The organism is Type-C symbiont of Plautia stali (assembly GCF_059730935.1).
Map to the genome: position 1 here is coordinate 3,318,391 of NZ_AP035923.1, position 24,659 is coordinate 3,343,049.

General features: G+C 57.4%; 21 protein-coding genes. 12 read left to right on the forward strand and 9 right to left on the reverse strand.

What is annotated here, in order from left to right:
- Positions 1–16: 16 nt before the first annotated feature.
- Positions 17–2,614, reverse strand: coding sequence for a bifunctional aconitate hydratase 2/2-methylisocitrate dehydratase (acnB, locus tag AC6I7J_RS15780; protein ID WP_141496256.1), 2,598 nt, complete (start codon positions 2,612–2,614; stop codon positions 17–19).
- 766 nt (positions 2,615–3,380) lie between these two features.
- On the opposite strand from acnB, the gene AC6I7J_RS15785 reads away from it, so the two are divergent.
- Entirely contained in the window at positions 3,381–3,527 is a 147-nt protein-coding gene (locus AC6I7J_RS15785) for a Hok/Gef family protein (protein ID WP_021314460.1), read from the forward strand.
- Between the two features lie 148 nt (positions 3,528–3,675).
- On the opposite strand, the gene lpdA is transcribed toward AC6I7J_RS15785, so the two are convergent.
- The 4 genes from lpdA to pdhR form a co-directional block, all read right to left on the reverse strand.
- Positions 3,676–5,100: a dihydrolipoyl dehydrogenase gene (gene lpdA, locus AC6I7J_RS15790; protein WP_021507536.1), complete on the reverse strand. Its 1,425-nt coding sequence runs from the start codon at positions 5,098–5,100 to the stop codon at positions 3,676–3,678.
- Positions 5,101–5,274: 174 nt separating this feature from the next.
- The gene (gene aceF / locus AC6I7J_RS15795) at positions 5,275–7,167 is read right to left on the reverse strand and encodes a pyruvate dehydrogenase complex dihydrolipoyllysine-residue acetyltransferase (RefSeq protein ID WP_498006141.1); all 1,893 of its coding nucleotides are present in this window, start codon (positions 7,165–7,167) and stop codon (positions 5,275–5,277) included.
- A gap of 14 nt (positions 7,168–7,181) precedes the next feature.
- On the reverse strand, positions 7,182–9,848 hold the full coding sequence (aceE, locus tag AC6I7J_RS15800) for a pyruvate dehydrogenase (acetyl-transferring), homodimeric type (protein ID WP_021507538.1): 2,667 nt from the start codon (positions 9,846–9,848) through the stop codon (positions 7,182–7,184).
- Positions 9,849–9,974: 126 nt separating this feature from the next.
- Positions 9,975–10,739 (reverse strand): pyruvate dehydrogenase complex transcriptional repressor PdhR, encoded by a 765-nt coding sequence (pdhR, locus tag AC6I7J_RS15805; RefSeq protein WP_021507539.1) that lies wholly within the window; start codon positions 10,737–10,739, stop codon positions 9,975–9,977.
- Positions 10,740–11,251: 512 nt separating this feature from the next.
- Between pdhR and aroP the strand changes: the two genes are divergently transcribed.
- The 3 genes from aroP to AC6I7J_RS15820 all read left to right on the forward strand — a co-directional run bounded on the left by aroP (position 11,252) and on the right by AC6I7J_RS15820 (position 15,118).
- Positions 11,252–12,607 (forward strand): aromatic amino acid transporter AroP, encoded by a 1,356-nt coding sequence (aroP, locus tag AC6I7J_RS15810; RefSeq protein WP_021507540.1) that lies wholly within the window; start codon positions 11,252–11,254, stop codon positions 12,605–12,607.
- A 154-nt stretch (positions 12,608–12,761) separates the two neighbouring features.
- Entirely contained in the window at positions 12,762–14,168 is a 1,407-nt protein-coding gene (locus AC6I7J_RS15815; RefSeq protein ID WP_031279699.1) for a glycoside-pentoside-hexuronide (GPH):cation symporter, read from the forward strand.
- Complete coding sequence (locus AC6I7J_RS15820; protein ID WP_498006144.1) at positions 14,165–15,118, forward strand: glycoside hydrolase family 43 protein; 954 nt, start codon at positions 14,165–14,167, stop codon at positions 15,116–15,118. The genes AC6I7J_RS15815 and AC6I7J_RS15820 overlap by 4 nt, the downstream gene beginning before the upstream one ends.
- Here AC6I7J_RS15820 and ampE read toward each other — a convergent pair.
- Together ampE and ampD are read right to left on the reverse strand one after the other, a co-directional pair.
- Entirely contained in the window at positions 15,100–15,954 is an 855-nt protein-coding gene (gene ampE, locus AC6I7J_RS15825) for a beta-lactamase regulator AmpE (protein ID WP_031279700.1), read from the reverse strand. The two genes, AC6I7J_RS15820 and ampE, sit on opposite strands and share 19 nt — an antisense overlap.
- 16 nt (positions 15,955–15,970) lie before the next feature.
- Positions 15,971–16,522 carry a 1,6-anhydro-N-acetylmuramyl-L-alanine amidase AmpD gene (ampD, locus tag AC6I7J_RS15830; protein WP_010618114.1) on the reverse strand — a complete coding sequence of 184 codons (552 nt, stop codon included), beginning with the start codon at positions 16,520–16,522 and terminating at the stop codon, positions 15,971–15,973.
- 182 nt (positions 16,523–16,704) lie between these two features.
- Here ampD and nadC point away from each other — a divergent pair, with 182 nt between their 5' ends.
- From nadC to hofC, 4 genes are all read left to right on the forward strand, one after another.
- Positions 16,705–17,601, forward strand: coding sequence for a carboxylating nicotinate-nucleotide diphosphorylase (gene nadC, locus AC6I7J_RS15835; protein WP_059010285.1), 897 nt, complete (start codon positions 16,705–16,707; stop codon positions 17,599–17,601).
- Between the two features lie 176 nt (positions 17,602–17,777).
- Positions 17,778–18,227: a prepilin peptidase-dependent pilin gene (gene ppdD / locus AC6I7J_RS15840; protein ID WP_058759497.1), complete on the forward strand. Its 450-nt coding sequence runs from the start codon at positions 17,778–17,780 to the stop codon at positions 18,225–18,227.
- Positions 18,220–19,608, forward strand: a complete 1,389-nt coding sequence (gene gspE / locus AC6I7J_RS15845) for a type II secretion system protein GspE (RefSeq protein WP_058770613.1) — start codon at positions 18,220–18,222, stop codon at positions 19,606–19,608. The genes ppdD and gspE overlap by 8 nt, the downstream gene beginning before the upstream one ends.
- Complete coding sequence (gene hofC, locus AC6I7J_RS15850; RefSeq protein WP_498006146.1) at positions 19,601–20,800, forward strand: protein transport protein HofC; 1,200 nt, start codon at positions 19,601–19,603, stop codon at positions 20,798–20,800. The genes gspE and hofC overlap by 8 nt, the downstream gene beginning before the upstream one ends.
- 30 nt (positions 20,801–20,830) lie before the next feature.
- Here the strand turns inward: hofC and AC6I7J_RS15855 are convergent, their stop codons facing one another.
- Positions 20,831–21,871: a GMP reductase gene (locus tag AC6I7J_RS15855; RefSeq protein WP_021507548.1), complete on the reverse strand. Its 1,041-nt coding sequence runs from the start codon at positions 21,869–21,871 to the stop codon at positions 20,831–20,833.
- A 207-nt stretch (positions 21,872–22,078) separates the two neighbouring features.
- Between AC6I7J_RS15855 and coaE the strand changes: the two genes are divergently transcribed.
- The 3 genes from coaE to yacG are packed head-to-tail and all read left to right on the forward strand — an operon-like array spanning position 22,079 to position 23,641.
- A complete protein-coding gene (gene coaE, locus AC6I7J_RS15860; RefSeq protein WP_088516649.1) occupies positions 22,079–22,687 on the forward strand; it encodes a dephospho-CoA kinase in 609 nt (202 codons plus the stop codon).
- A gap of 4 nt (positions 22,688–22,691) precedes the next feature.
- Positions 22,692–23,435 carry a cell division protein ZapD gene (gene zapD, locus AC6I7J_RS15865; protein WP_498006148.1) on the forward strand — a complete coding sequence of 248 codons (744 nt, stop codon included), beginning with the start codon at positions 22,692–22,694 and terminating at the stop codon, positions 23,433–23,435.
- Positions 23,436–23,443: 8 nt separating this feature from the next.
- Positions 23,444–23,641, forward strand: a complete 198-nt coding sequence (yacG, locus tag AC6I7J_RS15870; protein ID WP_021507551.1) for a DNA gyrase inhibitor YacG — start codon at positions 23,444–23,446, stop codon at positions 23,639–23,641.
- A gap of 26 nt (positions 23,642–23,667) precedes the next feature.
- Here yacG and mutT read toward each other — a convergent pair whose 3' ends face one another.
- Positions 23,668–24,063, reverse strand: a complete 396-nt coding sequence (gene mutT, locus AC6I7J_RS15875; protein WP_010618124.1) for an 8-oxo-dGTP diphosphatase MutT — start codon at positions 24,061–24,063, stop codon at positions 23,668–23,670.
- A gap of 233 nt (positions 24,064–24,296) precedes the next feature.
- Here mutT and AC6I7J_RS15880 point away from each other — a divergent pair, with 233 nt between their 5' ends.
- Entirely contained in the window at positions 24,297–24,635 is a 339-nt protein-coding gene (locus tag AC6I7J_RS15880) for a winged helix-turn-helix domain-containing protein (protein WP_227746431.1), read from the forward strand.
- Positions 24,636–24,659: the final 24 nt, after the last annotated feature.

Sequence of the window (24,659 nt, forward strand, 5' to 3'; positions counted from 1 at the left end):
CACTGGCAGGCGTATTTTACACCGCGGTCTGGAAAATCACTCCGTCCGCTTTTTCGGTGTACTGGCCCAGCTGATCGAAGTTCAGGTAGCGGTAGGTGTCGGCAGCGGTTTTATCCACCTGCACCATAAACTGCTGATACTCGTCCGGCGTAGGCAGTTTACCCAGCAGGGAAGCGACCGCGGCCAGCTCGGCTGATGCCAGGAACACGTTGGCACCGGTACCCAGACGGTTCGGGAAGTTACGGGTCGAGGTGGAAACCACCGTCGCGCCGTCTTTCACGCGCGCCTGGTTACCCATGCACAGTGAACAGCCCGGGATCTCAATACGCGCACCGCTCTTACCGAAGACGCTGTAGTAGCCCTCTTCTGTCAGCTGCGCGGCATCCATCTTGGTTGGCGGCGCTACCCACAGGCGGGTCGGCAGCTGGCCTTTGTGCGCGTCCAGCAATTTACCTGCCGCACGGAAGTGACCGATGTTGGTCATGCACGAACCGATGAACACTTCGTCGATCTTCTCGCCCTGCACGTCAGACAGCCAGCGCGCGTCGTCCGGATCGTTCGGCGCACACAGGATGGGCTCTTTGATTTCCGCCAGATCGATTTCGATCACCGCTGCGTATTCCGCATCGGCATCGGCTTCCAGCAGTTGCGGATCGGCCAGCCATTTTTCCATGCCCTGAATACGGCGCTCCAGCGTACGACGGTCGCCGTAACCTTCGGAGATCATCCACTTCAGCAGCACGATGTTGGAGTTCAGATACTCGATGATCGGCTCTTTATCCAGCTTGATGGTACAACCCGCCGCAGAACGCTCGGCCGAGGCATCGGTCAGCTCAAACGCCTGCTCAACTTTCAGCTTCGGCAGACCTTCGATTTCCAGCACGCGACCGGAGAAGATGTTTTTCTTGCCTTTCTTCTCAACGGTCAGCAGGCCCTGCTTGATGGCGTACAGCGGAATCGCGTGCACCAGATCGCGCAGCGTGATGCCCGGCTGCATTTCGCCTTTGAAGCGCACCAGCACTGACTCCGGCATATCCAGAGGCATAACGCCCGTCGCCGCGGCAAACGCCACCAGACCAGAGCCGGCCGGGAACGAGATGCCAATCGGGAAGCGGGTGTGTGAGTCACCGCCGGTGCCGACGGTATCCGGCAGCAGCATACGGTTCAGCCAGCTGTGAATCACGCCATCGCCCGGACGCAGCGAGACACCGCCACGGTTCATGATGAAGTCCGGCAGCGTGTGGTGTGTGGTGACATCGACCGGCTTCGGATAAGCGGCAGTGTGACAGAAGGACTGCATCACCAGATCGGAGGAGAAGCCCAGACACGCCAGATCTTTCAGTTCATCACGGGTCATCGGACCGGTGGTGTCCTGAGAGCCGACCGAGGTCATTTTCGGTTCACAGTAGGCGCCAGGACGAATCCCTGCCACGCCGCAGGCGCGGCCCACCATTTTCTGCGCCAGCGAGTAACCACGGTTGCTTTCGGCCACATCTTTGGCTTTGGTGAACACATCGCTGTGCGGCAGACCCAGCGACTCACGCGCTTTGGTGGTCAGGCCGCGACCGATAATCAGCGGAATACGGCCACCGGCGCGCACTTCATCCAGCAGCACGTCGGTTTTCAGCGCAAAGGTCGCCAGCAGTTCATTGGTCTCGTGATTGCGTACTTCACCCTTGTATGGGTAAACGTCAATCACATCGCCCATGTTCAGGCGCTCAACGTCGAGTTCGATCGGCAGCGCGCCGGCATCTTCCATGGTGTTGAAGAAGATCGGCGCGATTTTACCGCCGAGGCACAGACCGCCGCCTTTTTTGTTCGGCACATACGGAATGTCGTCACCCATGAACCACAGCACTGAGTTGGTCGCGGACTTACGTGAAGAACCGGTACCAACCACGTCACCGACGTAGGTCAGCGGGAAGCCTTTCTGCTGCAGAGCTTCAATCTGTTTGATCGGGCCAACGTTGCCAGCATCGTCGGGTTCGATACCGTCACGTGGGTTTTTCAGCATTGCCAGCGCGTGCAGTGGAATATCCGGACGTGACCATGCATCCGGCGCCGGAGAGAGGTCGTCGGTGTTGGTTTCGCCGGTCACTTTGAACACGGTGGTGGTGATTTTTTCTGCCAGCTTAGGACGCTTAAGGAACCATTCTGCATCAGCCCAGGACTGGAGGATTTTCTTCGCGTGGGGATTACCCGCTTTGGCTTTCTCTTCGACGTCGTAGAAGTTATCGAACATCAGCAGCGTGTGGGACAGTGCTTCAGCGGCAATCGGTGCCAGAGCCTCATCGTCAAGCGCCTCGATCAGCGCATGGATGTTGTAGCCGCCCTGCATGGTGCCCAGCAGTTCGACTGCTTTTTCACGAGTGACCAGAGGAGAGTGGGCTTCGCCCTTTGCGATAGCTGCCAGGAATCCGGCTTTTACATACGCCGCTTCATCAACACCCGGCGGGACACGGTTGACCAGCAGGTCAGTCAGGAATTCTTCTTCACCCGCTGGCGGGTTTTTCAGCAGTTCAACCAGCGCGGCCATCTGGGAAGCATCTAACGGCTTAGGTACGATTCCCTGGGCAGCACGCTCGGCAACGTGCTTACGGTATTCTTCTAGCACGACGTTCTCCTCGCTCTCATTGTATAGCTTTCCGGTGCACCTGTTGATGCTGTCAAACAGTAGGGTGAGGTGCCCGGTTCTGCGTCGGCCAGCATAGCAGGATTTCGGCTGATTGTTAATCCGTTTACAAAAAAGCAACATCCGCGCGTTATTTAGCAGATTTGACTGCGCTTTGCGCCAGGAGAGAAGCCAGAACGGCTCTAATAGTGCCTGTTCGCGCCTGTGCCGGTAGCCAGCGGAGCCAGGTTGTAGCGCGTAATTTGTTGCATCCGGCCCTCACACAGCGAATCCATAACCTGCAATCCCCTTTCAGGCCGGTTCATTCACTTTTGGTTATGTGCTAATGCGCTTGCACTAAACGGCTACCCTTCAGCTTCCCGCACACGTTTTCCTGAGGAAAAATTAATACCACATCACCTGATAAATATTGAACGTGATGCCTTGCGCGTATTTAATTAATTATCAACGCAGTGCCGGTTTAAATTAACCTTTAAACTTAGTCACTCAATTAAAATACACCCTTAAAAAATAACTGCGATTTAAAAAAGAGATAAAAAAATAAAAGAGGAAATGATAAATAAATAGCGTAGACTGCCTGCGGGCGCTTGAGGCTATCTGCCTTAAGATCTGCAAAAGAAATTGAGGTGGATGGTGGAAGGTGAACCGTGCGATTAATTTTCATTAACCGCACGGGTGAGCCACTACCCTACACCCAGACAGTGTCAGGGTAATGGCTTGCTCGTGCTAATGCAAGGAGTAAGTGATTATGAAGGTGAAATTCAGCACGCTGATTATCAGCGGGCTCATCCTGTTAGGTTTATGCCTGGCAAATCGCAGTTCACTGTGTGAATTACGATTGCGGATATTCGCGGCTGAATTATCGGCTGTCATGGCTTACGAAGCACAACAGTAAACTTCAATAGCGGAGGGTCTCCTCCGCTATTCCGGCATCGTTAACGTGTTGCTCCTGCGCCCGCTTTTATCTATTCAACTTACGTTTTCGATTAATAAAAAAACGGCTCCTTACAGGAGCCGTTAATTAACCTAAGCCTCAGGCGAAATTATTTCTTTTTCGCTTTCGGATTTGGCAGGTCAGTAATGCTACCTTCAAACACTTCCGCCGCCAGGCCAACCGATTCGTGCAGGGTTGGGTGCGCGTGGATGGTCAGCGCGATATCTTCGGCATCACAACCCATCTCGATAGCCAGACCGATTTCACCCAGCAGCTCGCCGCCGTTGGTACCGACAATCGCGCCACCAATAACACGGTGCGTCTCTTTGTCGAAGATCAGTTTGGTCATACCGTCTGCACAGTCAGACGCGATAGCACGGCCCGATGCCGCCCACGGGAAGGTGGACACTTCGTAGCTGATGCCTTTCTCTTTGGCTTCTTTCTCGGTCAGACCCACCCAGGCCACTTCTGGCTCGGTATAAGCGATAGAAGGGATCACTTTCGGGTCGAAGTAGTGCTTCAGACCGGAAATCACTTCTGCCGCCACGTGACCTTCGTGCACGCCTTTGTGCGCCAGCATTGGCTGACCGACGATGTCACCGATAGCATAGATGTGTGGCACGTTGGTGCGCATCTGTTTGTCGACGCGGATAAAGCCGCGATCGTCCACTTCCACGCCTGCTTTGCCAGCATCCAGACCTTTACCGTTCGGTACACGGCCAATCGCCACCAGCACTGCGTCGTAACGCTGTGGTTCAGCCGGCGCTTTTTTACCTTCCATTGATACGTAGATACCGTCGTCTTTCGCTTCTACCGCGGTGACTTTGGTTTCCAGCATCAGGTTGAATTTCTTGCTGATACGCTTGGTGAACACTTTCACCACGTCTTTATCGGCGGCCGGGATCACCTGGTCAAACATCTCGACCACGTCGATCTCTGAACCCAGCGCATGGTAGACGGTACCCATCTCCAGACCGATGATGCCACCGCCCATAACCAGCAGACGCTTCGGAACTTCTTTCAGCTCCAGCGCATCGGTAGAATCCCACACGCGCGGATCGTTATGTGGAATGAAAGGCAGTTCGATAGGACGCGAGCCTGCAGCGATGATGGCGTTATCGAAGTTGATGGTGGTTGCGCCACCTTCCCCTTCTACCACCAGCGTATTGGCGCCGGTGAATTTACCCAGACCGTTGACCACTTTCACTTTGCGGCCTTTTGCCATGCCAGCCAGACCGCCGGTCAGCTGAGTGATGACTTTCTCTTTCCAGGTACGGATTTTGTTGATGTCAGTCTGCGGCTGGCCAAACACGATACCGTGCTCTTCCAGAGCCTTAGCTTCTTCGATGACTTTCGCCACGTGCAGCAGCGCTTTTGACGGGATACAGCCGACGTTCAGACAGACACCGCCGAGGGTGCTGTAGCGCTCTACCAGTACGGTTTCCAGACCTAAATCAGCGCAACGGAAGGCTGCAGAGTAACCTGCAGGACCTGCCCCAAGTACCACGACTTGAGTTTTAATCTCTGTACTCATCATGACCTCTTGTTAGATTGCCGGCGGTCAAAAGCGACCCTTTCCCAGGCTCTTGATGCCCTATCTCCACCGGGACATTTCACCGCGAGAGTTTACAGAATTGTTAACAAACTGCCAACCGCGGCAACTCCGAATGCTTACAACAAGGCCGGCATTTGCCGGCCTTGATTAATGTCACATCACCAGACGGCGAATATCAGACAGCATATTGTTAATGATGGTGATGAAGCGCGCACCATCCGCACCGTCGATGACGCGGTGGTCGAACGACAGCGAAATCGGCATCATCAGGCGCGGAGCGAACTCTTTGCCGTTCCACACCGGCTCCATCGCCGACTTAGACACCCCGAGGATAGCCACTTCCGGCGCGTTAACAATTGGCGCGAAGTGCGTGGTGCCGAGGCCGCCAAGGCTGGAGATGGTGAAACAGCCGCCCTGCATATCGCTGGCGGTCAGTTTGCCATCACGCGCTTTCTTCGACGTCGCCATCAGCTCACGCGACAGCTCAGTGATGCCTTTCTTGTTCACGTCTTTGAACACCGGAACCACCAGACCGTTTGGCGTATCGACCGCCACACCGATGTTGATGTACTTTTTCAGTGTCAGCTTCTGGCCATCTTCCGACAGCGAGCTGTTGAAACGTGGCATCTGCTCCAGTGCCGCCGCGACCGCTTTCATGATGAACACCACCGGGGTGAACTTCACATCCAGCTTGCGCTTCTCGGCTTCCGCATTCTGCTGCTTACGGAACGCTTCCAGATCGGTGATATCGGTTTTGTCGAAGTGGGTCACATGCGGAATCATTACCCAGTTACGGCTCAGGTTAGCACCCGAGATTTTCTGGATACGACCCAGTTCCACTTCTTCGATTTCACCGAACTTGCTGAAGTCCACTTTCGGCCATGGCAGCATGCCCGGAATACCGCCGCCTGCGGCCGCAGCCGGGGCCGCTTCAGCGCGTTTCACTGCGTCTTTCACGTAAGCCTGCACGTCCTCTTTGAGGATGCGACCTTTACGGCCGGTGCCTTTGACTTTCGCCAGGTTAACACCGAACTCGCGCGCCAGGCGACGAATCACCGGCGTGGCGTGCACGTAAGCATCGTTTTCAGCAAATTCGCTCTTCGCATCGGCTTTCGCCGCTGCTGGCGCAGGTGCAGCAGCCGGTTTGGCTTCTGCAGCGGGTGCGGCTTCCTGTTTCGCTGCCGGTGCCGCAGCAGCCGGCGCAGCGCCTTCTACTTCGAACACCATGATAAGCGAACCGGTGCTGACTTTATCGCCGGTAGCTACTTTCAGCGCTTTAACCGTACCGGCAAACGGCGCCGGAACTTCCATTGACGCTTTATCGCCTTCCACCACGATCAGTGACTGCTCAGACTCAACTTTATCGCCTACTTTGACCAGCACTTCGGTGACTTCCACTTCGTCGCCGCCGATATCCGGGACGTTAACGTCTTTGGCACCCGCAGCCGCGGCTGGCGCGGAGGCCGCCGCTTCTTTCACGGCAGGTTTGGCAGCCGCTGCTGGCGCCGCGCCTTCGGCTTCAAAGATCATGATCAGTGAACCGGTGTTCACCTTGTCGCCTGTGGCGATTTTGATCTCTTTCACCACACCGGCAAACGGTGCAGGCACTTCCATGGAGGCTTTGTCGCCTTCGACGGTGATCAGCGATTGCTCAGCCGCCACTTTGTCGCCCACTTTAACCAGAATTTCGGTGACTTCGACTTCATCGCCGCCGATATCCGGTACGTTAACGTCTTTCGCTTCGCTGGCGGCAGCCGCAGCAGGTGCGGCTTCCGCTGGTTTCTCTTCGGCGGCCGGTGCCGCAGCAGCTGCACCTTCGGCGTCGAAAATCATGATCAGTGAACCGGTATTCACTTTGTCACCGGTCGCGATTTTGATCTCTTTGACCACGCCGGCCTGCGGCGAAGGCACTTCCATCGAGGCTTTATCGCCTTCCACGGTGATCAGCGACTGTTCGGCTTCAACCTTGTCGCCCACCTTGACCAGAATCTCGGTGACTTCAACTTCGTCTGACCCGATATCCGGTACGTTAATTTCGATAGCCATTACTCTCTTACCTCTTAAGCCAGACGCGGGTTAACTTTATCGGCATCGATGTTGAATTTCGCGATCGCATCCGCCACCACTTTCTTCTCGATTTCGCCGCGTTTAGCCAGTTCACCCAGGGCTGCAACCACTACGTATGACGCATCCACTTCGAAGTGGTGACGCAGGTTTTCGCGGCTGTCTGAACGGCCGAAACCATCAGTACCCAGCACGCGATAATCGCTGGCTGGCACGTAGCTGCGAACCTGCTCTGCGAACAGCTTCATGTAGTCGGTCGATGCCACCGCCGGCGCGTCGTTCATCACCTGAGCGATGTACGGTACGCGTGGAGTCTCCGTTGGGTGCAGCATATTCCAGCGCTCACAATCCTGACCGTCGCGTGCCAGCTCGGTGAACGAGGTCACGCTGTAGACGTCAGAACCGATGCCGTAATCCTTCGCCAGGATCTGTGCCGCTTCGCGCACGTGACGCAGGATAGAACCTGAGCCCAGCAGCTGCACTTTGCCTTTGCTGCCTTCTACCGTCTCCAGCTTGTAGATACCCTTACGGATACCCTCTTCCGCACCCTGCGGCATCGCAGGCATGTGGTAGTTTTCGTTCAGCGTGGTGATGTAGTAGTAAATATTTTCCTGCGCTTCGCCGTACATACGTACCAGACCGTCATGCATGATGACTGCCACTTCGTACGCGTAAGACGGATCGTAAGAGATACAGTTCGGGATAGTCAGCGACTGAATGTGGCTGTGACCATCTTCGTGCTGCAGACCTTCACCGTTCAGCGTGGTACGACCGGACGTGCCGCCCACCAGGAAGCCGCGCGCCTGCTGGTCGCCTGCCAGCCACATCAGATCGCCGATGCGCTGGAAACCAAACATCGAATAGTAGATGTAGAACGGAATCATCGGCAGGTTGTTGGTGCTGTAAGAGGTCGCCGCCGCCAGCCAGGAAGACCCTGCGCCCAGCTCGTTGATCCCTTCCTGCAGAATCTGGCCTTTCTCGTCTTCTTTATAGTAAGCAACCTGCTCACGGTCCTGCGGCGTATACTGCTGGCCGTTCGGGCTGTAAATACCAATCTGACGGAACAGACCTTCCATACCAAAGGTACGCGCTTCGTCCGCGAGGATCGGCACCAGACGATCTTTGATCGACTTGTTCTTCAGCATCACGTTGAGCGCACGCACGAAGGCGATGGTGGTAGAGATCTCTTTGCTCTGCTCTTCCAGCAGCGCACTGAACTCTTCCAGCGCCGGCATTTCCAGCTTTTCGCTGAACTCAGCCTGACGGGTTGGCAGATAGCCACCCAGCTTCTCGCGCTGGCCGTGCAGGTAGTTGTACTCTTCTGAGCCTTTTTCGAAGGTCACATACGGCAGTTGTTCGATCTTGTCGTCAGCCACTGGCACGTTGAAGCGATCGCGGATGTAGCGAACGCCATCCATGTTCATCTTCTTAACCTGGTGCGCGATGTTCTTACCTTCCGCGGTGTCACCCATACCATAGCCTTTGATGGTATGCGCCAGGATCAGCGTTGGCTGACCTTTGGTCTCCTGCGCTTTCTTCAGTGCCGCGTAGATTTTCTTCGGATCGTGACCACCACGGTTCAGGGCGAAGATCTCTTCGTCTGACCAGTCTTTCACCAGCGCTGCGGTCTCCGGGTATTTACCGAAGAAGTGCTCGCGCACGTACGCACCGTCGCGTGATTTGAAGGTCTGATAGTCGCCGTCAACGGTTTCGTTCATCAGCTGAATCAGCTTGCCGCTGGTATCTTTCTTCAGCAGCTCGTCCCAGCGTCCGCCCCAGATCACTTTGATCACGTTCCAGCCAGCACCGGCAAAGATGCCTTCCAGCTCGTTGATGATCTTACCGTTACCGGTGACCGGACCGTCGAGGCGCTGCAGGTTACAGTTGATGATGAACACCAGGTTATCCAGCTTCTCACGGGTAGCGATGGTGATCGCCCCTTTGGATTCTGGTTCGTCCATCTCGCCATCGCCAAGGAAGGCGTAAACGGTCTGCTTAGAGGTATCTTTCAGGCCGCGGTGTTCCAGATATTTCAGGAACTTCGCCTGATAGATGGCGTTCAGTGGGCCGAGACCCATCGACACGGTCGGGAACTGCCAGAAGTCCGGCATCAGTTTTGGATGCGGATAGGAAGAGAGACCGTTGCCGTGGACTTCCTGACGGAAGTTGTTCATCTGCTCTTCAGTCAGGCGTCCTTCAAGGAACGCACGCGAGTAGATGCCCGGAGAAATGTGGCCCTGGAAATAGACCAGATCGCCGCCATCCTGCTCGCTACGCGCGCGGAAGAAGTGGTTGAAGCACACTTCATAAATGGTGGCAGAAGACTGGAAAGACGACAGGTGACCACCCAGCTCCAGATCTTTCTTCGACGCACGCAGAACCGACATAATGGCGTTCCAGCGGATTGCGGAACGGATACGACGTTCAAGAGAGGTGTTCCCCGGATATTCCGGCTCATCTTCGACCGCAATGGAGTTGATGTAGTTGCTGACGGCGTTGCCGCCCGCTGCCACTTTCACACCGCCTTTGCGTGCAGCACTCAATACCTGATCAATCAGATACTGCGCGCGCTCAACACCTTCTTCACGGATGACCGATTCGATCGCCTGTAGCCAGTCACGAGTTTCGATCGGATCCACGTCATTCTGTAAACGTTCTGACATGGGGTGTATTCCTTATCTGTGTCTAATACGTTGAATTATCAGGAGCCTGTCTGCTTGTGCTTTGCTTCTGATTCACAGCACAAGAAGACAGGCCCGTCGTTTATGTCGCACGTTCATTGCCGTGCGTTATTCCTTACGTTGCTGTAAACGACGCAGGGAGCGTTCACGACGGCTCTGCTCCCGACTTCTGTCCAGCAAGATTTCCTCAATGAACGCCAGGTGACGATGGGATGCCTCGCGTGCTTGTTCTGGCTCACGAGCCACAATCGCCTCAAAGATACTGGCGCGGTGACCGCTCACTTTCGCCAGCATTTCGCGGCGAGCGTAGAGCAATTCGAAATTCTGACGGACGTTCTGTTCCAGCATAGGGCCCATCGAACGCAGCAAATGCAGCAGCACCACATTATGGGCGGCTTCTGTGACAGCGATCTGATACTTCATGACCGCATCGGCCTCAGCATCTAAATCGCCGCTGTCCTGCGCCTGCTGGATGTTGACGTGACAGTCGCGAATACGCTGCAGGTCTTCATCGGTGCCGCGCAGCGCAGCGTAGTAGGCCGCAACGCCTTCCAGCGCATGGCGGGTTTCCAGCAGGTCAAACTGGGATTCAGGATGTTCAGCAAGCAGGCCGACCAGCGGGTCGCTCAGGCTTTGCCAGAGATTCTGCTGTACGAAGGTGCCACCACCCTGACGGCGCAGCAGCAGGCCTTTAGCTTCCAGACTCTGGATCGCTTCGCGCAGCGATGGACGTGAGACATCAAACTGTTTGGCCAGTTCACGCTCGGGAAGCAGTTTTTCACCCGGCTGGAGCGTCCCTTCCATAATCAGGGATTCCAGCTGCTGCTCGATTGCATCGGAGAGCTTGGGTTGGCGAATTTTACTGTAGGCCATCATCCCTTCTTATGAGCCAAACGTCCGGAGTAAATTGGTAATACCAATTGAAAAATGGTGCCCGTAAAGTAACAAAGTATTCACCTTGTGTCTATATGGCCCCCCGCACACTTTCACCGCAGACACCGGTTACCGTGCGCTAACTTACCGGGATCTGGCAGAAAAGCGTCTCAGCGCGGCAAATGTTAACAGATTTCACTTTTACCAAACCTTACACTGCATTAGCGCGCACCAGGCTGCGTAGCCATAAGCGAATGCTATTCGTGTTTAAGCCTTATTCATGGCAGAAATAGCGCAAGGGAAGCGCAGAGGATGCTGCTGCTTTTTCAGCCATCTCTCAGCACAAAAAGCAAAAGCAGGTGCAAAGCGGCGCGCTTATCACTATTCTGGTCGCCAGGGTAGCTCAGGCTTGCACACAGCCCGCCGGATACCGTAAAGAAAAACGTACACAGATAGAACAGCCTTACAGTGCGCGCACTGCAGGTGCACAATAACAACATCATGAGGTTTGTATGGAACAACAGCATGGCGAAACGCTGCATCGCGGCCTGAAAAATCGCCATATTCAGCTGATTGCGCTGGGCGGTGCCGTCGGTACCGGTCTGTTTCTGGGCAGCGCATCAGTGATTAAATCGGCCGGTCCGGCCGTGATTCTCGGCTATGCCATCGCCGGTTTTATTGCCTTCCTGATCATGCGCCAGCTCGGTGAAATGGTGGTGGAAGAGCCGGTGGCCGGCAGCTTTAGCCACTTCGCCTATAAATACTGGGGCAACTTTGCCGGCTTTGCCTCCGGCTGGAACTACTGGGTGCTGTATGTGCTGGTGGCGATGGCTGAACTCACCGCCGTCGGCAAATATATTCAGTTCTGGTGGCCGGAATTCCCCACCTGGGCCACTGCGGCTATCTTCTTTGTGGTGATCAACGCCATCAACCTGACCAACGTTAAAGTGTTCGGTGAGATGGAGTTCTGGTTCGCGATTATCAAAGTGGTGGCGGTCATCGGCATGATCCTGTTTGGCGGCTGGCTGCTGTTTAGCGGCAACGGCGGCCCTCAGGCCAGCGTCAGCAACCTGTGGAACCAGGGCGGTTTCCTGCCGCACGGCGTCAGCGGGCTGGTGATGATGATGGCGATCATCATGTTCTCCTTCGGCGGCCTTGAACTGGTGGGTATCACCGCCGCAGAAGCCGACAATCCACAAGAGAGCATCCCTAAAGCCACCAACCAGGTGCTGTGGCGTATCCTGATTTTCTACATCGGCTCACTGGCGGTGCTGCTCTCGCTGCTGCCATGGACGCGCGTCACCGAAGAGACCAGCCCGTTTGTGCTGATCTTCCACGAACTGGGTGATGCGCTGGTGGCGAATGCGCTCAACGTGGTGATCCTGACCGCCGCGCTGTCGGTGTATAACAGCTGTGTTTACTGTAACAGCCGCATGCTGTTCGGCCTCGCGCAGCAGGGCAACGCGCCAAAAGCGCTGCTGAAAGTGGACCGTCGTGGTGTGCCGGTGGCGACCATTCTGGTCTCGGCGGTCGCCACTGCGCTGTGCGTGCTGATCAACTACCTGATGCCAGGTGAAGCCTTCGGCCTGCTGATGTCGCTGGTGGTCTCCGCGCTGGTCATCAACTGGGCGATGATCAGTCTCGCGCACCTGAAATTCCGTAAGAAGAAAGATCAGCAGGGCGTGACCACCCGTTTCAAAGCGGTGCTGTATCCGCTGGGTAACTGGATCTGCCTGCTGTTCCTGGCGGCCATTCTGGTGATCATGCTGATGACGCCGGGCATGGCGATTTCAGTGTGGCTGATTCCGGTGTGGCTGCTGGTGCTGGCCGTGGGTTATACCGTTAAAAATCGGGTACAGAAAGCCTGATGCTTCACCGGGCCCGGCACGCTGCTGCCGGGCCGATCCGCTTCACACTTTTCCCCGCCCGCGTATTTTGTCCATCATCCTGACCGATTGTTCCCCACCAGGTTACTGATTTAACGCTGATAATTTTTGCTCCACTTGTCGCAGGAGACGACTGATGAAAGGAGCAGCCCTCTCGTTCAGAGAAAAACTGGGATACGGCATGGGTGACGCCGGATGCAACATGATCGGCGGTGCCATCATGCTGTTCCTCAACTACTTCTACACCGACGTATTTGGCCTTGCTCCGGCGCTGGTCGGCACGCTGTTGCTGTCAGTACGGGTGCTGGATGCGGTGACCGACCCGATAATGGGCGCAATTGCCGACCGCACACAGAGCCGCTGGGGACGCTTTCGCCCATGGCTGCTGTGGATATCGCTGCCCTACGTGCTGTTCAGCGTGCTGATGTTTACCACCCCGGACTGGAGCTACGACAACAAGGTGATCTGGGCATTTGTCACCTATTTCCTGATGTCGCTGACCTACACCGCCATCAATATTCCTTACTGCTCGCTGGGCGGCGTCATCACTAACGATCCCGGTGAACGCGTCTCCTGCCAGTCATACCGCTTTGTCATGGTGGGCATCGCCACGCTGATCCTCTCGCTGTCGCTGCTGCCGATGGCCGAGTGGTTTGGCGGCGACAACAAAGCGCGCGGCTATCAGCTGGCAATGAGCGTGCTGGCGCTGATTGGCCTGGTGATGTTTCTGTTCTGTTTTGCCACGGTGCGCGAGCGTATTCGCCCGGCGGTACCGAGCAACGATGATCTGAAGAAAGATTTGCGCGATGTATGGAAGAACGATCAGTGGGTGCGCATTCTGCTGCTGACGTTCTGTAATGTCTGTCCCGGTTTTATTCGCATGGCCGCCACCATGTATTACGTCACCTGGGTGATGGGCCAGTCGACGCACTTTGCGACGCTGTTTATCAGCCTGGGCGTCATCGGCATGATGCTGGGCAGCACACTGGCGAAAGTCCTCACCGACCGCTGGTGCAAGCTCAAGGTGTTTTTCTGGACCAACATTGCGCTGGCGCTGTTCTCCAGCGGCTTTTACTGGATCGATCCACACGCCACCGTCACCGTGGTAATTGCTTATTTCCTGCTGAACATCCTGCACCAAATTCCGTCGCCGCTGCACTGGTCGCTGATGGCTGATGTCGATGACTACGGCGAATGGAAAACCGGTAAACGCATCACCGGGATCAGCTTCTCCGGCAACCTGTTTTTCCTCAAGGTCGGACTGGCGGTAGCGGGTGCCATGGTCGGGTTTTTATTGTCGATGTATGGCTATGACGCAGCGGCGAAGCAGCAGTCTGCCAGCGCGCTTAACGGCATTGTGCTGCTGTTTACCCTGATCCCCGGCGTCGGCTATCTGATCACCGCCGGCGTGGTGCGCCTGCTGAAAGTGGACCGCGCGCTGATGCGCACCATCCAGCAGGATCTCGCGCTGCGTCGCGCCAACTTCCATGACCTGTCCGCCCCTGTTCGCCGCGCAACCTCACAACCAGGAGAAATTAAATGAGCTGGCCTAACCCGTTTATTACGCAACGTGCCGATCCGTTTATATTGCGCCACAGCGATGGCTATTACTTTATCGCTTCGGTGCCCGAGTACGATCGGCTGGAGCTGCGCTATGCCAGCACGCTTAACGGCCTGATTACCGCCCCGGCCACAACCGTGTGGCATAAACCGGACAGTGGTCCCTGCAGCGCCCTGATCTGGGCACCGGAACTGCACCTGATTAATGGCCAGTGGGTGATTTACTTCGCCGCCGCGCCGTCCCGCGAAATCAAAGAGGGGCTGTTTCAGCACCGTATGTACGCGCTGGTATGTGATGATGCCGATCCGCTCAGCGGTCACTGGCAGCCGTGCCGCCGCGTGCAAACCCACCTCGATACCTTCGCCCTCGACGCCACCCACTTCGTGCATCAGGGTAAAAACTGGTATCTGTGGGCGCAAAAAGACCCGGCCATTCCCGGTAACTCCAATCTTTATCTGGCGGAATTACTGAATCCGTGGACACTGAAAACCCAGCCGCTGATGCTCAGCCGGCCGGAGTATGAGTGGGAGTGTGCCGGCTTTAGCGTCAATGAGGGACCGGCGGTGATTCGCCATGGCGAGCGGCTGTTTGTCACCTACTCAGCCAGCGCCACGGATGAAAATTACTGCCTCGGCATACTGAGTATTGACGCGCAGGCCGATCCGCTCGACATCAGCGCATGGCACAAATCGGCGCGGCCGGTATTTGCCACCAGCTGGGATAATCATCAGTACGGTCCGGGGCATAACAGTTTTACCGTGGATGAAGCAGGACGGGATGTGCTGGTGTATCACGCACGGAATTACACCGAAATTGAGGGCGATCCGCTGTGGGATCCCAACCGCCATACGCGGCTTAAATATTTTGTCTGGCGCGAAGACGGCACACCGGATTTCGGCGTGCCGCCTGCCGATCACACTAACGTGCCGTAGATGGTCAGCAGCGCCACTACCACGACCAGTACCAGCGAAACGCGTTTGGCCAGCGCCACGGCGACCCGTGGCGTTTCCACTTTATCCAGATGCGGATCGCGCGCCAGCGAGAACTGCGCCAGGCTGGTCAGCACCTGATACTGTGGACGATGCACATCGCTGAGCGCGGCAAACCATGCCGGCAGCGCACGCTCGCCGTGGCCCAGCAGCGCATAAGCCACACCGGCCAGCCGCACCGGAATCCAGTCCAGCACGTGCAGAATGCGATCGATGCCGGACTGTGCGCGTTCCAGCGGGGAACGGTGTTTTGCCAGCCAGCTCTGCCAGGCGCGCAGAAACGCATACCCCACCAGCAACACCGGCCCATATGGGCCACCGACCACAAACCAGAACAGCGGCGCAAGATAGAAGCGGAAATTAATCCAGATCAGCGCGTTTTGCAGCGCCTGCAGAAATTCGCGCTCGCTACAGTCAACCGGCACGCCGTGAATCAGCGTCAGCTCTGCCGCCATCGCCTGATGGGCCGCTTCATCATCGTGGCTCGCCGCTTTAAGATACTGGTGGTAATGCAGCCGCACCGAGCCGGCACCAATGCACAGCAAACCGACCACAATCCAGAACAGCAGCTGCGCCACGCCAAACAGAATACCCTTCAGGCTCCACACCACCAGCCAGACCAGCAGCATGGCGATCACGGTCATCAGCAGCGTACGCAGCAACGAGAAGCGCTGGCGACCGCGAAACAGCGGCTCAAGCCGATGATCCAGCTGCCAGTGTTCACCTAATTTAAAAAGGCGTTCCCAACCCAAAACTAACAACAAACTAAACAACGTCATACCTGCTCCTGCGGTGTCAGGGGTGCTCCTGCCCGATAGCCTGTTTATAGCGTATCCAGTCAAATGCCGGACCGGGATCGGTCTTGCGTTCCGGCGCAACATCGCTGTGACCGGTGATACGCTGCGGCGTCAGCGGATAATGCTGCATCAGCAGGCGGGTAACCTGCTGCAGCGTAGCGTACTGGGCATCGGTATAGGGCAGCGTGTCAGTGCCTTCCAGCTCAATGCCCATAGAAAAATCGTTGCAGTTTTCCCGTCCGGCAAACTGCGAAATGCCGGCGTGCCAGGCGCGCTGGTCAAAGGAAACATACTGTACCAGCTCACCGTCACGGCGAATCAGACAGTGCGCCGCCACGCGTAACTGGGCGATATCCGCAAAATAGGGATGCGCATCAGCCGGTAGCGTACCGGTGAACAGCCGGTCAATCCACGGACCGCCAAATTCGCCCGGCGGCAGACTGATGTTATGAATGATCAGCAGCGACGGCGCTTCGTTATCCGGCCGCGCATTGAAGTGCGGCGACGGCACCTTGCGTGCGCTCGTGATCCAGCCGTGTTCCAGTTTCATGCCTGTTATCCTGAACAAAATCTGGCTGAGAATACCATGATTCCACCTCACTGCTTGTGACTTAATGCGTTATGGCATCAGCAAGTTAAGGATACTAAACATTTCACCTGGCGTGTCTGGCAATAGCTGCAAAATCAGGCTAAGGTGAGCGCACGTAATCCGCAGGGTGGAGCCGCAAAATCATGGTGTCGCGTCGTTATAATCCCGAACATCGTCGTCAGGAACTGCTTAAACGTATTCAGCTGGATATCCCGGAAACCGTGGCGCGCGCGCTTCAGGAGGATTTAGGCGGTGACGTTGACGCGGACCGCGACATCACCGCCCAGCTGTTGCCGCAGGCGGCGCAGGCTGAAGCGCGCGTTATCACCCGCGAAGCCGGTGTTTTCTGTGGTAAACGCTGGGTGGAAGAGGTGTTTACCCAGCTGGGCAATAACGTTTCCATTACCTGGCACGTCGAAGACGGCCAACCGCTGGTGGCCGATCAGCTGCTGTTTGAATTACGGGGACCGGCGCGGTTGCTGCTGACGGCAGAACGCACCGCGTTAAACTTTGTGCAGACGCTCTCCGGCGTAGCGACAGCCGTGAACCGCTATGTGGCGCTCTTATCTGGCAGCAATACCCAGCTGCTGGATACGCGCAAAACCCTGCCAGGCCTGCGCACCGCGCTCAAGTATGCGGTGCTGTGCGGCGGCGGGCAGAATCATCGCCTGGGCCTGTCCGACGCTTTCCTGATTAAAGAAAACCACATCATTGCCAGCGGTTCGGTCAGTAAAGCGGTGGAGAAAGCCCTGTGGCTGCACCCGGATGTGCCGGTCGAGGTGGAAGTGGAAAGTCTCAGCGAACTGCAGCTGGCGCTGGCGTCCGGCGCCGACATCATCATGCTGGATAACTTCACGCTGGCGATGATGCAGCAGGCGGTTACGCTGACTGCGAAGCGCGCACTGCTGGAGGTGTCCGGCAACGTGACGGAGACGACGCTGCCGCAGATCGCCGCCACCGGAGTGGATTATGTCTCGGTGGGCGCGCTGACTAAGCACGTGCAGGCACTCGATCTGTCGATGCGTTTTCGCGAAGTCTGACGTCTGGCCATGCCGCCGGTGCTGGCGGCAGTTTGCGAGCCGGCTTCCATCATCATGTGGCTTCGCCTGTAACGCGCTACATTGTCTGCGCGCCCCTTTCCGGGATTGAAACGCGCCCCCTTCCGCTTTTGCCCGCCCTTTCTTACCGTTGCGGCTCCACAACAAGGAGCCTCATTATGGATAAACAACGCGGTTTTACCCTGATCGAGCTGATGATTGTTATCGGTATCGTCGCCATCCTCAGCGCCATTGGCCTGCCCGCTTACCAAAATTATCTGCAACGTGCCGCGCTGACCGACATGCTGCAAACCATGGTGCCCTATAAAACTGCCGTGGAGCTGTGCGCCATTGAGCGCGGCGGACCGGCGCAGTGTCAGGCCGGCGAGCGCGGTATTCCCGCCGCCAAAGGCTCACGCTATGTGGCGAACCTGAGCGTGGTCAATGGTGCCATTACGCTGACCGGCCAGGAGAGCCTGACGGGGTTAACCGTTGCAATGTTGCCGATATGGAATGCGGCGGAAGGCGCACTCAGCTGGCAACGCAGCTGCACCAGCGACAACACCAGCCTGCGCGACAGCTGTCTCGAGCAGTTCCGCTTTGCCGACAAGGAAGAAAACAATGGATAAGCCGGATAGCACCCTGCAGGCGCTGTGTGCCCGCTATCAGGCCGTGATACTGCACCACGACGCCACGCACTTGCGCGTGGCGGTCGCGGACGCGCCAGACCCGCTGTTGTTAGAGGCGCTGCAGTTTGCCAGCCAGTGCGCAGTCGAGGTCGAATGCTGGCCCGCCGCACGGCTGGAGCAGCTGCTGCACCAGCCAGAAAGCAGTGCGGCACCGCGCGAACAGGCCAGCGCCGAGTCCGCCATTCACGCGGTGGATCAGATTCTGCGCCAGGCCATACAGCGACGCGCCTCCGATGTGCACTTTGAACCGCAGCGTCACGGGCTGCGCGTACGGCTGCGGATTGACGGCGTGCTGCATCCGCTGCCGCAGTTACCGGATGCCCCACCCGCCGCCGTGCTGGCACGGTTGAAAATTCTCGGCGGTCTGGATATCGCGGAGCGTCGGCTGCCGCAGGATGGCCAGTTCAGTCTGGAGATGGATGACAAACCGGCGGCGTTCCGCCTGTCGACCCTGCCGGTCAGCCAGGGGGAAAAAGCGGTGGTGCGCCTGCTGCAAAGCGAAAACAGCGCCATTGCGCTCGATAAGCTGGGCATGCCAGTACCACAGCTGCGCCTGCTGAAAAACGCGCTGGCCAAACCGCAGGGGCTGATTCTGGTCACCGGCCCAACCGGCAGCGGCAAAACCTTTACGCTGTACAGCAGCCTGAGCGCCCTCAACGTGCCGGAGAAAAACGTCTGCAGCGTGGAGGACCCGCTGGAAATTCCGCTACAGGGGATTAACCAGACACAGGTACAGCCACGGAGCGGTCTCGATTTTAACCGCGTATTGCGCGCGCTGCTGCGGCAGGATCCGGACGTCATTATGATCGGCGAAATCCGTGATGCTGAAACCGCCAGCATCGCCGTAAAAGCGGCGCAGACCGGACACCTGGTGCTCTCAACCTTGCACACCAACTCGACGGCCGAAACCCTGACCCGCTTACGGCAGATGGACATTCCCGGCTATCTGCTTGGCCCGGCGTTACAGCTGGTGGTGGCGCAGCGGCTGGTGCGCCGTTTGTGCGTGCACTGCCGTCAGCCGGGCCAGGCGATTGCCCATCTGCCGGGCGACATGTGGCCCGGCACGCTGCAAACCTGGCGTGCGCCCGGCTGCGATCACTGCTTCTCCGGTTACTACGGCCGCCTGGCGCTGTTTGAAATCCTGCCGATGAGCAGCAGATTGCAGAACGCCATCTCGGCTGATATGCCGCTGGAGCACCTGCTGACGCTGGCCGCGGAGCAGGGAATGAAAACGCTGCTGACCGCCGGGCTGGAGGCGGTGAGCCGCGGTGACACCTCATTCGAGGAGATGCAGCGCGTGGTGGGCCTTGGCAATGGCTAATCGCTACCAGTTTCACTGGCAGGCACTGGACAGTATGGGCCTGCTGCAGGAGGGAGAGTCGCTGCAGCCCACGCAGGATGCCCTGCTCGGCCAGCTGGGCGATCGCGGCCTGCTGGTGGTGAGCTGGCAGCGCGGGAAATGCTGGCGCGCGCGTGACTGGAAGTGGCAGCAGAAAATTGACCTGATGCGCCAGCTGGCGACGTTGCTGAAAGCCGGGCTGCCGCTGGCGGAGAGTCTGACATTGCTGGCCAGCGGCCATCCTCATGCAGGCTGGCGCGTGCTGCTGAGCCTTCTGCAACAGCGGGTCATGGCCGGAGAGCCGTTTTCTCAGGCGCTGCGCGCCTGGCCGGATATTTTCCCGCCGCTGTTTCCGGCACTGATGCAGGTAGGTGAGCTGACCGGGCAACTGGACGAGTGCTGCCGTCAGCTGGCACTACAGCAGAGCAGGCAACAGTTTCTGCGCCAGAAAGTGGTGAAAGCGTTGCGCTATCCGCTGTTTATCCTGCTGGTGGCGCTGGCGGTCAGCGCCGGGATGCTGCTGTTTGTACTGCCGGAATTTGTTGCGGTGTACGCCAGCTTTGACGCACCGCTGCCGGCCTTTACCGCCGGCGTGATGGCGCTGTCGGCACTGTTGCAGCAGGCGGCGCTGCCGCTGCTGTTGTGCGGTGTGGCGTCCGGGTGGCTGGCGCGTCTGACCTACCGACGATCCGTTGCGTGGCAAAAGCGCTGCCAGCAGTGGCTGCTGCGGCTTCCGCTGCTGGCCCCGTTGTGGCGCGGCGGTCAGCTCAGCCAGATATATGCGATTCTGCAACTGACGCAGCAGGCCGGACTGACGCTGCTGCAAAGCCTGCAGGCGGTGGAAGTGACGCTGGCCGCGCGACTATGGCGCGATGCCATCGTGGCGTTACAGCAGCACATTGCCGCTGGCGCACCGCTGCATCAGGCGCTACAGGGACATCCGCTGTTTACACCGCTGTGCGCTCAGTTGATCCGCGTTGGTGAAGAGGCCGGTGCGCTGGATGTGATGCTGGCGCGACTGGCGGAGTGGCACGAAGCGCAAACGCTGACGCGCGCAGACAGCCTCGCCGCTTCGCTGGAGCCATTAATGATGGTGGTGATTGGCGGCATTGTCGGCACGCTGGTGATTGCCATGTATCTGCCGGTATTTGGTCTGGGAGACGCCATACGTTAAACGGGCGCACGCGGCGCCCGTTGCGGCACATCAGCGGTTAAAGACGCGGTTTTCCTGTTCTGCCACACGAATAAAGGTGGTGCGTTTGGTCAGCTCTTTCAGGCGCTCTGCGCCGACGTAAGTACAGGCCGAACGCAGCCCGCCGAGGATATCTTTCACCGTCTCCGCGACCGGTCCACGCAGCGGCAGACGAACGGTTTTACCTTCTGCGGCGCGGTAGCCCGCCACACCGCCCACATGACGTTTCATCGCGGATTCGGAGCTCATGCCGTAGAACAGCATAAACTGCTCGCCCTGCTCTTCAACAAGAGTGCCTTCGCACTCATCGTGTGCCGCCAGCATGCCGCCGAGCATCACGAAGTCAGCGCCGCCGCCGAACGCCTTGGCGATATCGCCCGGCACGGCGCAACCGCCGTCACTGACAATCTGCCCGCCGAGGCCGTGCGCCGCATCAGCACACTCAATCACCGCAGAGAGTTGCGGGTAGCCAACGCCGGTTTTGACGCGTGTGGTGCAGACCGAACCCGGACCGATTCCCACCTTCACAATGTCGGCACCGGACAGAATCAGCTCCTCGACCATTTCACCGGTCACCACATTCCCGGCACAAATGGTTTTCCCCGGGAAGCTTTCCCGCGCGCGCTGCAGGAAGGCAACAAAGTGCTCGGAGTAGCCGTTTGCCACATCAATACAGATAAAATTGAGCTGGGGTGACAGTGCGAGGATCGCGCTTAACTTTGTGAAATCTGCTTCTGAGGTCCCGGTGGAGACCATCACGTGGCTGAGCACCGTGGCCGGTACGCGCTGGATAAAGGTCTGCCACGCTTCAACACTGTAGTGCTTGTGAACGGCGGTCAGCACGTTGAAGCCAGCCAGCGCTTCGGCCATGGTAAAGGTGCCGACGGTATCCATGTTGGCGGCAATCACCGGAACGCCGGACCAGGCGAGGCCTGAATGTTTGAAGGTGAACGTGCGTTCCAGCTCAACCTCAGAACGGCTTTTCAGGGTGGAGCGTTTCGGGCGGATCAATACATCTTTAAAGCCCAGTTTTACATCTTCTTCGATACGCATAGCAGAGTGTCCTGGTTAGTGACGACGAACCGCAGTTCGGGTAGCGCTCACGGCTCCAGTGTCGTTATCATACGCGCCATTCGTTCCGCGACAAGACTGCGAATTTCACTTTATTTAAGCTACAATCCGTTAAATTTAGCTGAGAAAACCGATTGTGATCGGGCTCTCATCACGCTGCGGCAGATGAGAAAATGTTGAGAGAACGCTATGCCTTTTACCGTTGCACTGACCGGCGGCATTGGTAGTGGTAAAAGCACCATTGCTAACGCTTTTGCCGCGCTGAACGTCGACATCATTGATGCCGATGTGATTGCCCGCGAGGTGGTTGAACCGGGCACACCTGCGCTCAATGCGATTGTGAAACGCCACGGAGAATCGATTCTGACCGCAGAAGGCACGCTTTATCGCGCGCGGCTGCGGGAAATTATTTTCCAGCAGCCGCAAGAGAAAAACTGGCTCAATCAACTGCTGCACCCGCTGATTAACGCCCGTACCCAGCAGCTGAAGGCGCAGGCGGCTTCGCCTTACGTCATGTGGGTAGTGCCGCTGCTGGTAGAAAATGGTCTGCAGCATCAGGCTGATCGGGTATTAGTCGTGGATGTCGATGAGGCCACGCAGCTGCAGCGCACCCGCCAGCGTGATGGTATCTCTCTCAGCCAGGCGCAACGGATTCTTGCCGCGCAGGCCAGCCGTCAGCAGCGTTTAGCCTGCGCGGATGACATCATTGATAACAGTGGCACGCCGGAACAGGCTTTGCCGCGCGTTGCTGAACTTCACCAGCGCTATTTGCGCCTGGCAGCAACCGGACGGGATTAATATCATGAGCACAGTGGTTCTGTTTGAACACCCATTGAATGAGAAAATGCGCACCTGGCTGCGCGTGGAGTTTTTGATCAACCAGCTGCACGAAACGCTGCCGGTCAACAGCTCGGTTGCGGCATTGGGTGTGTTTCGTATTATTGGCGACCTGCTGGATATCTTCGAACGCGGCGATATGCGCACCGAGCTGTTAAAAGAGCTGGAGCGTCAGCAGCAAAAACTGCGTGCCTGGCTGGATGTGCCGGGTGTCGATGAACACACCGTCAGCCAGCTGCGCGAACAGCTGAAGCAGCAATCCAGCGAGCTGATGGCCGCGCCGCGCATGGGCCAGCAGCTGCGCGAAGACCGGCTGATTGCCTCAGTGCGTCAGCGCCTGAGCATTCCCGGCGGCTGCTGCAGTTTTGATCTGCCGGGTTTACACATCTGGCTGCACCAGCCACAGGCGCTGCGCGATACTGTGGTGAATAGCTGGCTGGCCTCGCTCGATCCGCTGCGCAACAGCCTGACGATGATCCTCAACCTGATTCGTCAGTCGGGCGTGTTTCGCCATCAGACCAGCCTCAACGGCTTTTATCAGGATAACGCCGAAGGGTCCGACCTGCTGCGCCTGCAGCTGACGCTGGAAGATGCGCTCTATCCGCAGGTCTCTGGTCATAAAAGCCGCTATGCCATCCGCTTTTTACCGCTCGATAGCGAACGCGGCGAAGTACCGGCGCGACTGAATTTTGAATTAGCCTGTTGTTAGAGGATGTTATGCAGGAAGAGATGATTACCGTACCTTGCCCCAACTGCGGTAAAGCCGTGATGTGGGATGAACTCAGCCCGTGGCGCCCGTTTTGCAGCAAACGCTGTCAGTTGATCGACCTGGGCGAGTGGGCCGCTGAGGAGAAACGCATTCCCAGCAGCGGAGACATGACGGAGAGTGACGACTGGAGTGAAGAGCAGTCGTGATCGGCAGGGGCACGCGGCCCCTGAGTTTAAATCTCGCCCGCCACTAAGCGGGCAATCAGGGCGTGGTTGGCAGGTGGAAATTCATCGGCCACTAAATCACGCTGCTCGACCCAACGCTGCGGCTGACCTTCGCGTCCCCACGGCTCACCCTGCCAGCCCTCCACCAGGAAAAAATGCAGCGTAACACGCAGGTCATCGTAACTGTGGTCGGCCTGACCAATCGCTTTCGCCGCCGTCACTTCAATACCGGTTTCTTCCATCAGCTCACGTTTTAACGCCTGTTCTGCGCTTTCGTGCTGTTCAATTTTTCCGCCCGGGAACTCCCATTTGTTGGCCATGTGGGAGCTTGCTGCGCGCTGGGCAAGAAAGATCTGACGACTGGCATTGCGAATGATGCCCACCGCCACCTGCAGGTGTTTCATAAGCTGGATTCCGCTTGTAGTGAGTGAGCGCTGATTTTAAAGCAGACGCCGGACGATGTTAACTGCTGTCGGCTTCACCGCGATCCTGTCGCACAGATTCCAGTTATTAAGACAGGTCGTAATGATCGCACGGCGCCATGTTGGGAATACTCGCAGCCACTTTACTCTAGCCAGGCCGACTACACATGGAACGCAAACTAACAACGTTTCTGGCGCAAGACGCACAGAAACAGATGAATACCTTACGCCATTTGGTTTTTCACGACATCCTGACGCTCGACAGCGCGCAAAACACCTTAACCTGGTGGCCAGAACAGAAGACCATCCCGCTTAATGAAGCGCAGAAGCGCTTCTTCTCCTGCCTGCTGCTGCGCATCACGTCCAAACGGCAGATCATTGCCACGGTATGGAATGAGAGCTATCCGGGGATCAGCGATAACAACTATCACCAGCTGCTGTTTCAGAGCCGGGCGTTGCTGAAACGCTATGGTTTGCCGGATGGGCTGCTGGTTACGCTGCCCTACCATGGCGTGCGGCTGAATGAGGAGAAGCTGATGGCGATTACCCGCTAATCAGCCAAAGAAAAAGGAGCCCGC

What these genes read in the sequence shown, in the direction of transcription:
- AC6I7J_RS15785 (WP_021314460.1), top strand. Translation starts at nt 3,381, where the DNA reads ATGAAGGTGAAATTCAGCACGCTGATTATCAGCGGGCTCATCCTGTTA.
- lpdA (WP_021507536.1), bottom strand. Translation starts at nt 5,100, where the DNA reads ATGAGTACAGAGATTAAAACTCAAGTCGTGGTACTTGGGGCAGGTCCT.
- aceF (WP_498006141.1), bottom strand. Translation starts at nt 7,167, where the DNA reads ATGGCTATCGAAATTAACGTACCGGATATCGGGTCAGACGAAGTTGAA.
- aceE (WP_021507538.1), bottom strand. Translation starts at nt 9,848, where the DNA reads ATGTCAGAACGTTTACAGAATGACGTGGATCCGATCGAAACTCGTGAC.
- pdhR (WP_021507539.1), bottom strand. Translation starts at nt 10,739, where the DNA reads ATGGCCTACAGTAAAATTCGCCAACCCAAGCTCTCCGATGCAATCGAG.
- aroP (WP_021507540.1), top strand. Translation starts at nt 11,252, where the DNA reads ATGGAACAACAGCATGGCGAAACGCTGCATCGCGGCCTGAAAAATCGC.
- AC6I7J_RS15815 (WP_031279699.1), top strand. Translation starts at nt 12,762, where the DNA reads ATGAAAGGAGCAGCCCTCTCGTTCAGAGAAAAACTGGGATACGGCATG.
- AC6I7J_RS15820 (WP_498006144.1), top strand. Translation starts at nt 14,165, where the DNA reads ATGAGCTGGCCTAACCCGTTTATTACGCAACGTGCCGATCCGTTTATA.
- ampE (WP_031279700.1), bottom strand. Translation starts at nt 15,954, where the DNA reads ATGACGTTGTTTAGTTTGTTGTTAGTTTTGGGTTGGGAACGCCTTTTT.
- ampD (WP_010618114.1), bottom strand. Translation starts at nt 16,522, where the DNA reads ATGAAACTGGAACACGGCTGGATCACGAGCGCACGCAAGGTGCCGTCG.
- nadC (WP_059010285.1), top strand. Translation starts at nt 16,705, where the DNA reads ATGGTGTCGCGTCGTTATAATCCCGAACATCGTCGTCAGGAACTGCTT.
- ppdD (WP_058759497.1), top strand. Translation starts at nt 17,778, where the DNA reads ATGGATAAACAACGCGGTTTTACCCTGATCGAGCTGATGATTGTTATC.
- gspE (WP_058770613.1), top strand. Translation starts at nt 18,220, where the DNA reads ATGGATAAGCCGGATAGCACCCTGCAGGCGCTGTGTGCCCGCTATCAG.
- hofC (WP_498006146.1), top strand. Translation starts at nt 19,601, where the DNA reads ATGGCTAATCGCTACCAGTTTCACTGGCAGGCACTGGACAGTATGGGC.
- AC6I7J_RS15855 (WP_021507548.1), bottom strand. Translation starts at nt 21,871, where the DNA reads ATGCGTATCGAAGAAGATGTAAAACTGGGCTTTAAAGATGTATTGATC.
- coaE (WP_088516649.1), top strand. Translation starts at nt 22,079, where the DNA reads ATGCCTTTTACCGTTGCACTGACCGGCGGCATTGGTAGTGGTAAAAGC.
- zapD (WP_498006148.1), top strand. Translation starts at nt 22,692, where the DNA reads ATGAGCACAGTGGTTCTGTTTGAACACCCATTGAATGAGAAAATGCGC.
- yacG (WP_021507551.1), top strand. Translation starts at nt 23,444, where the DNA reads ATGCAGGAAGAGATGATTACCGTACCTTGCCCCAACTGCGGTAAAGCC.
- mutT (WP_010618124.1), bottom strand. Translation starts at nt 24,063, where the DNA reads ATGAAACACCTGCAGGTGGCGGTGGGCATCATTCGCAATGCCAGTCGT.
- AC6I7J_RS15880 (WP_227746431.1), top strand. Translation starts at nt 24,297, where the DNA reads ATGAATACCTTACGCCATTTGGTTTTTCACGACATCCTGACGCTCGAC.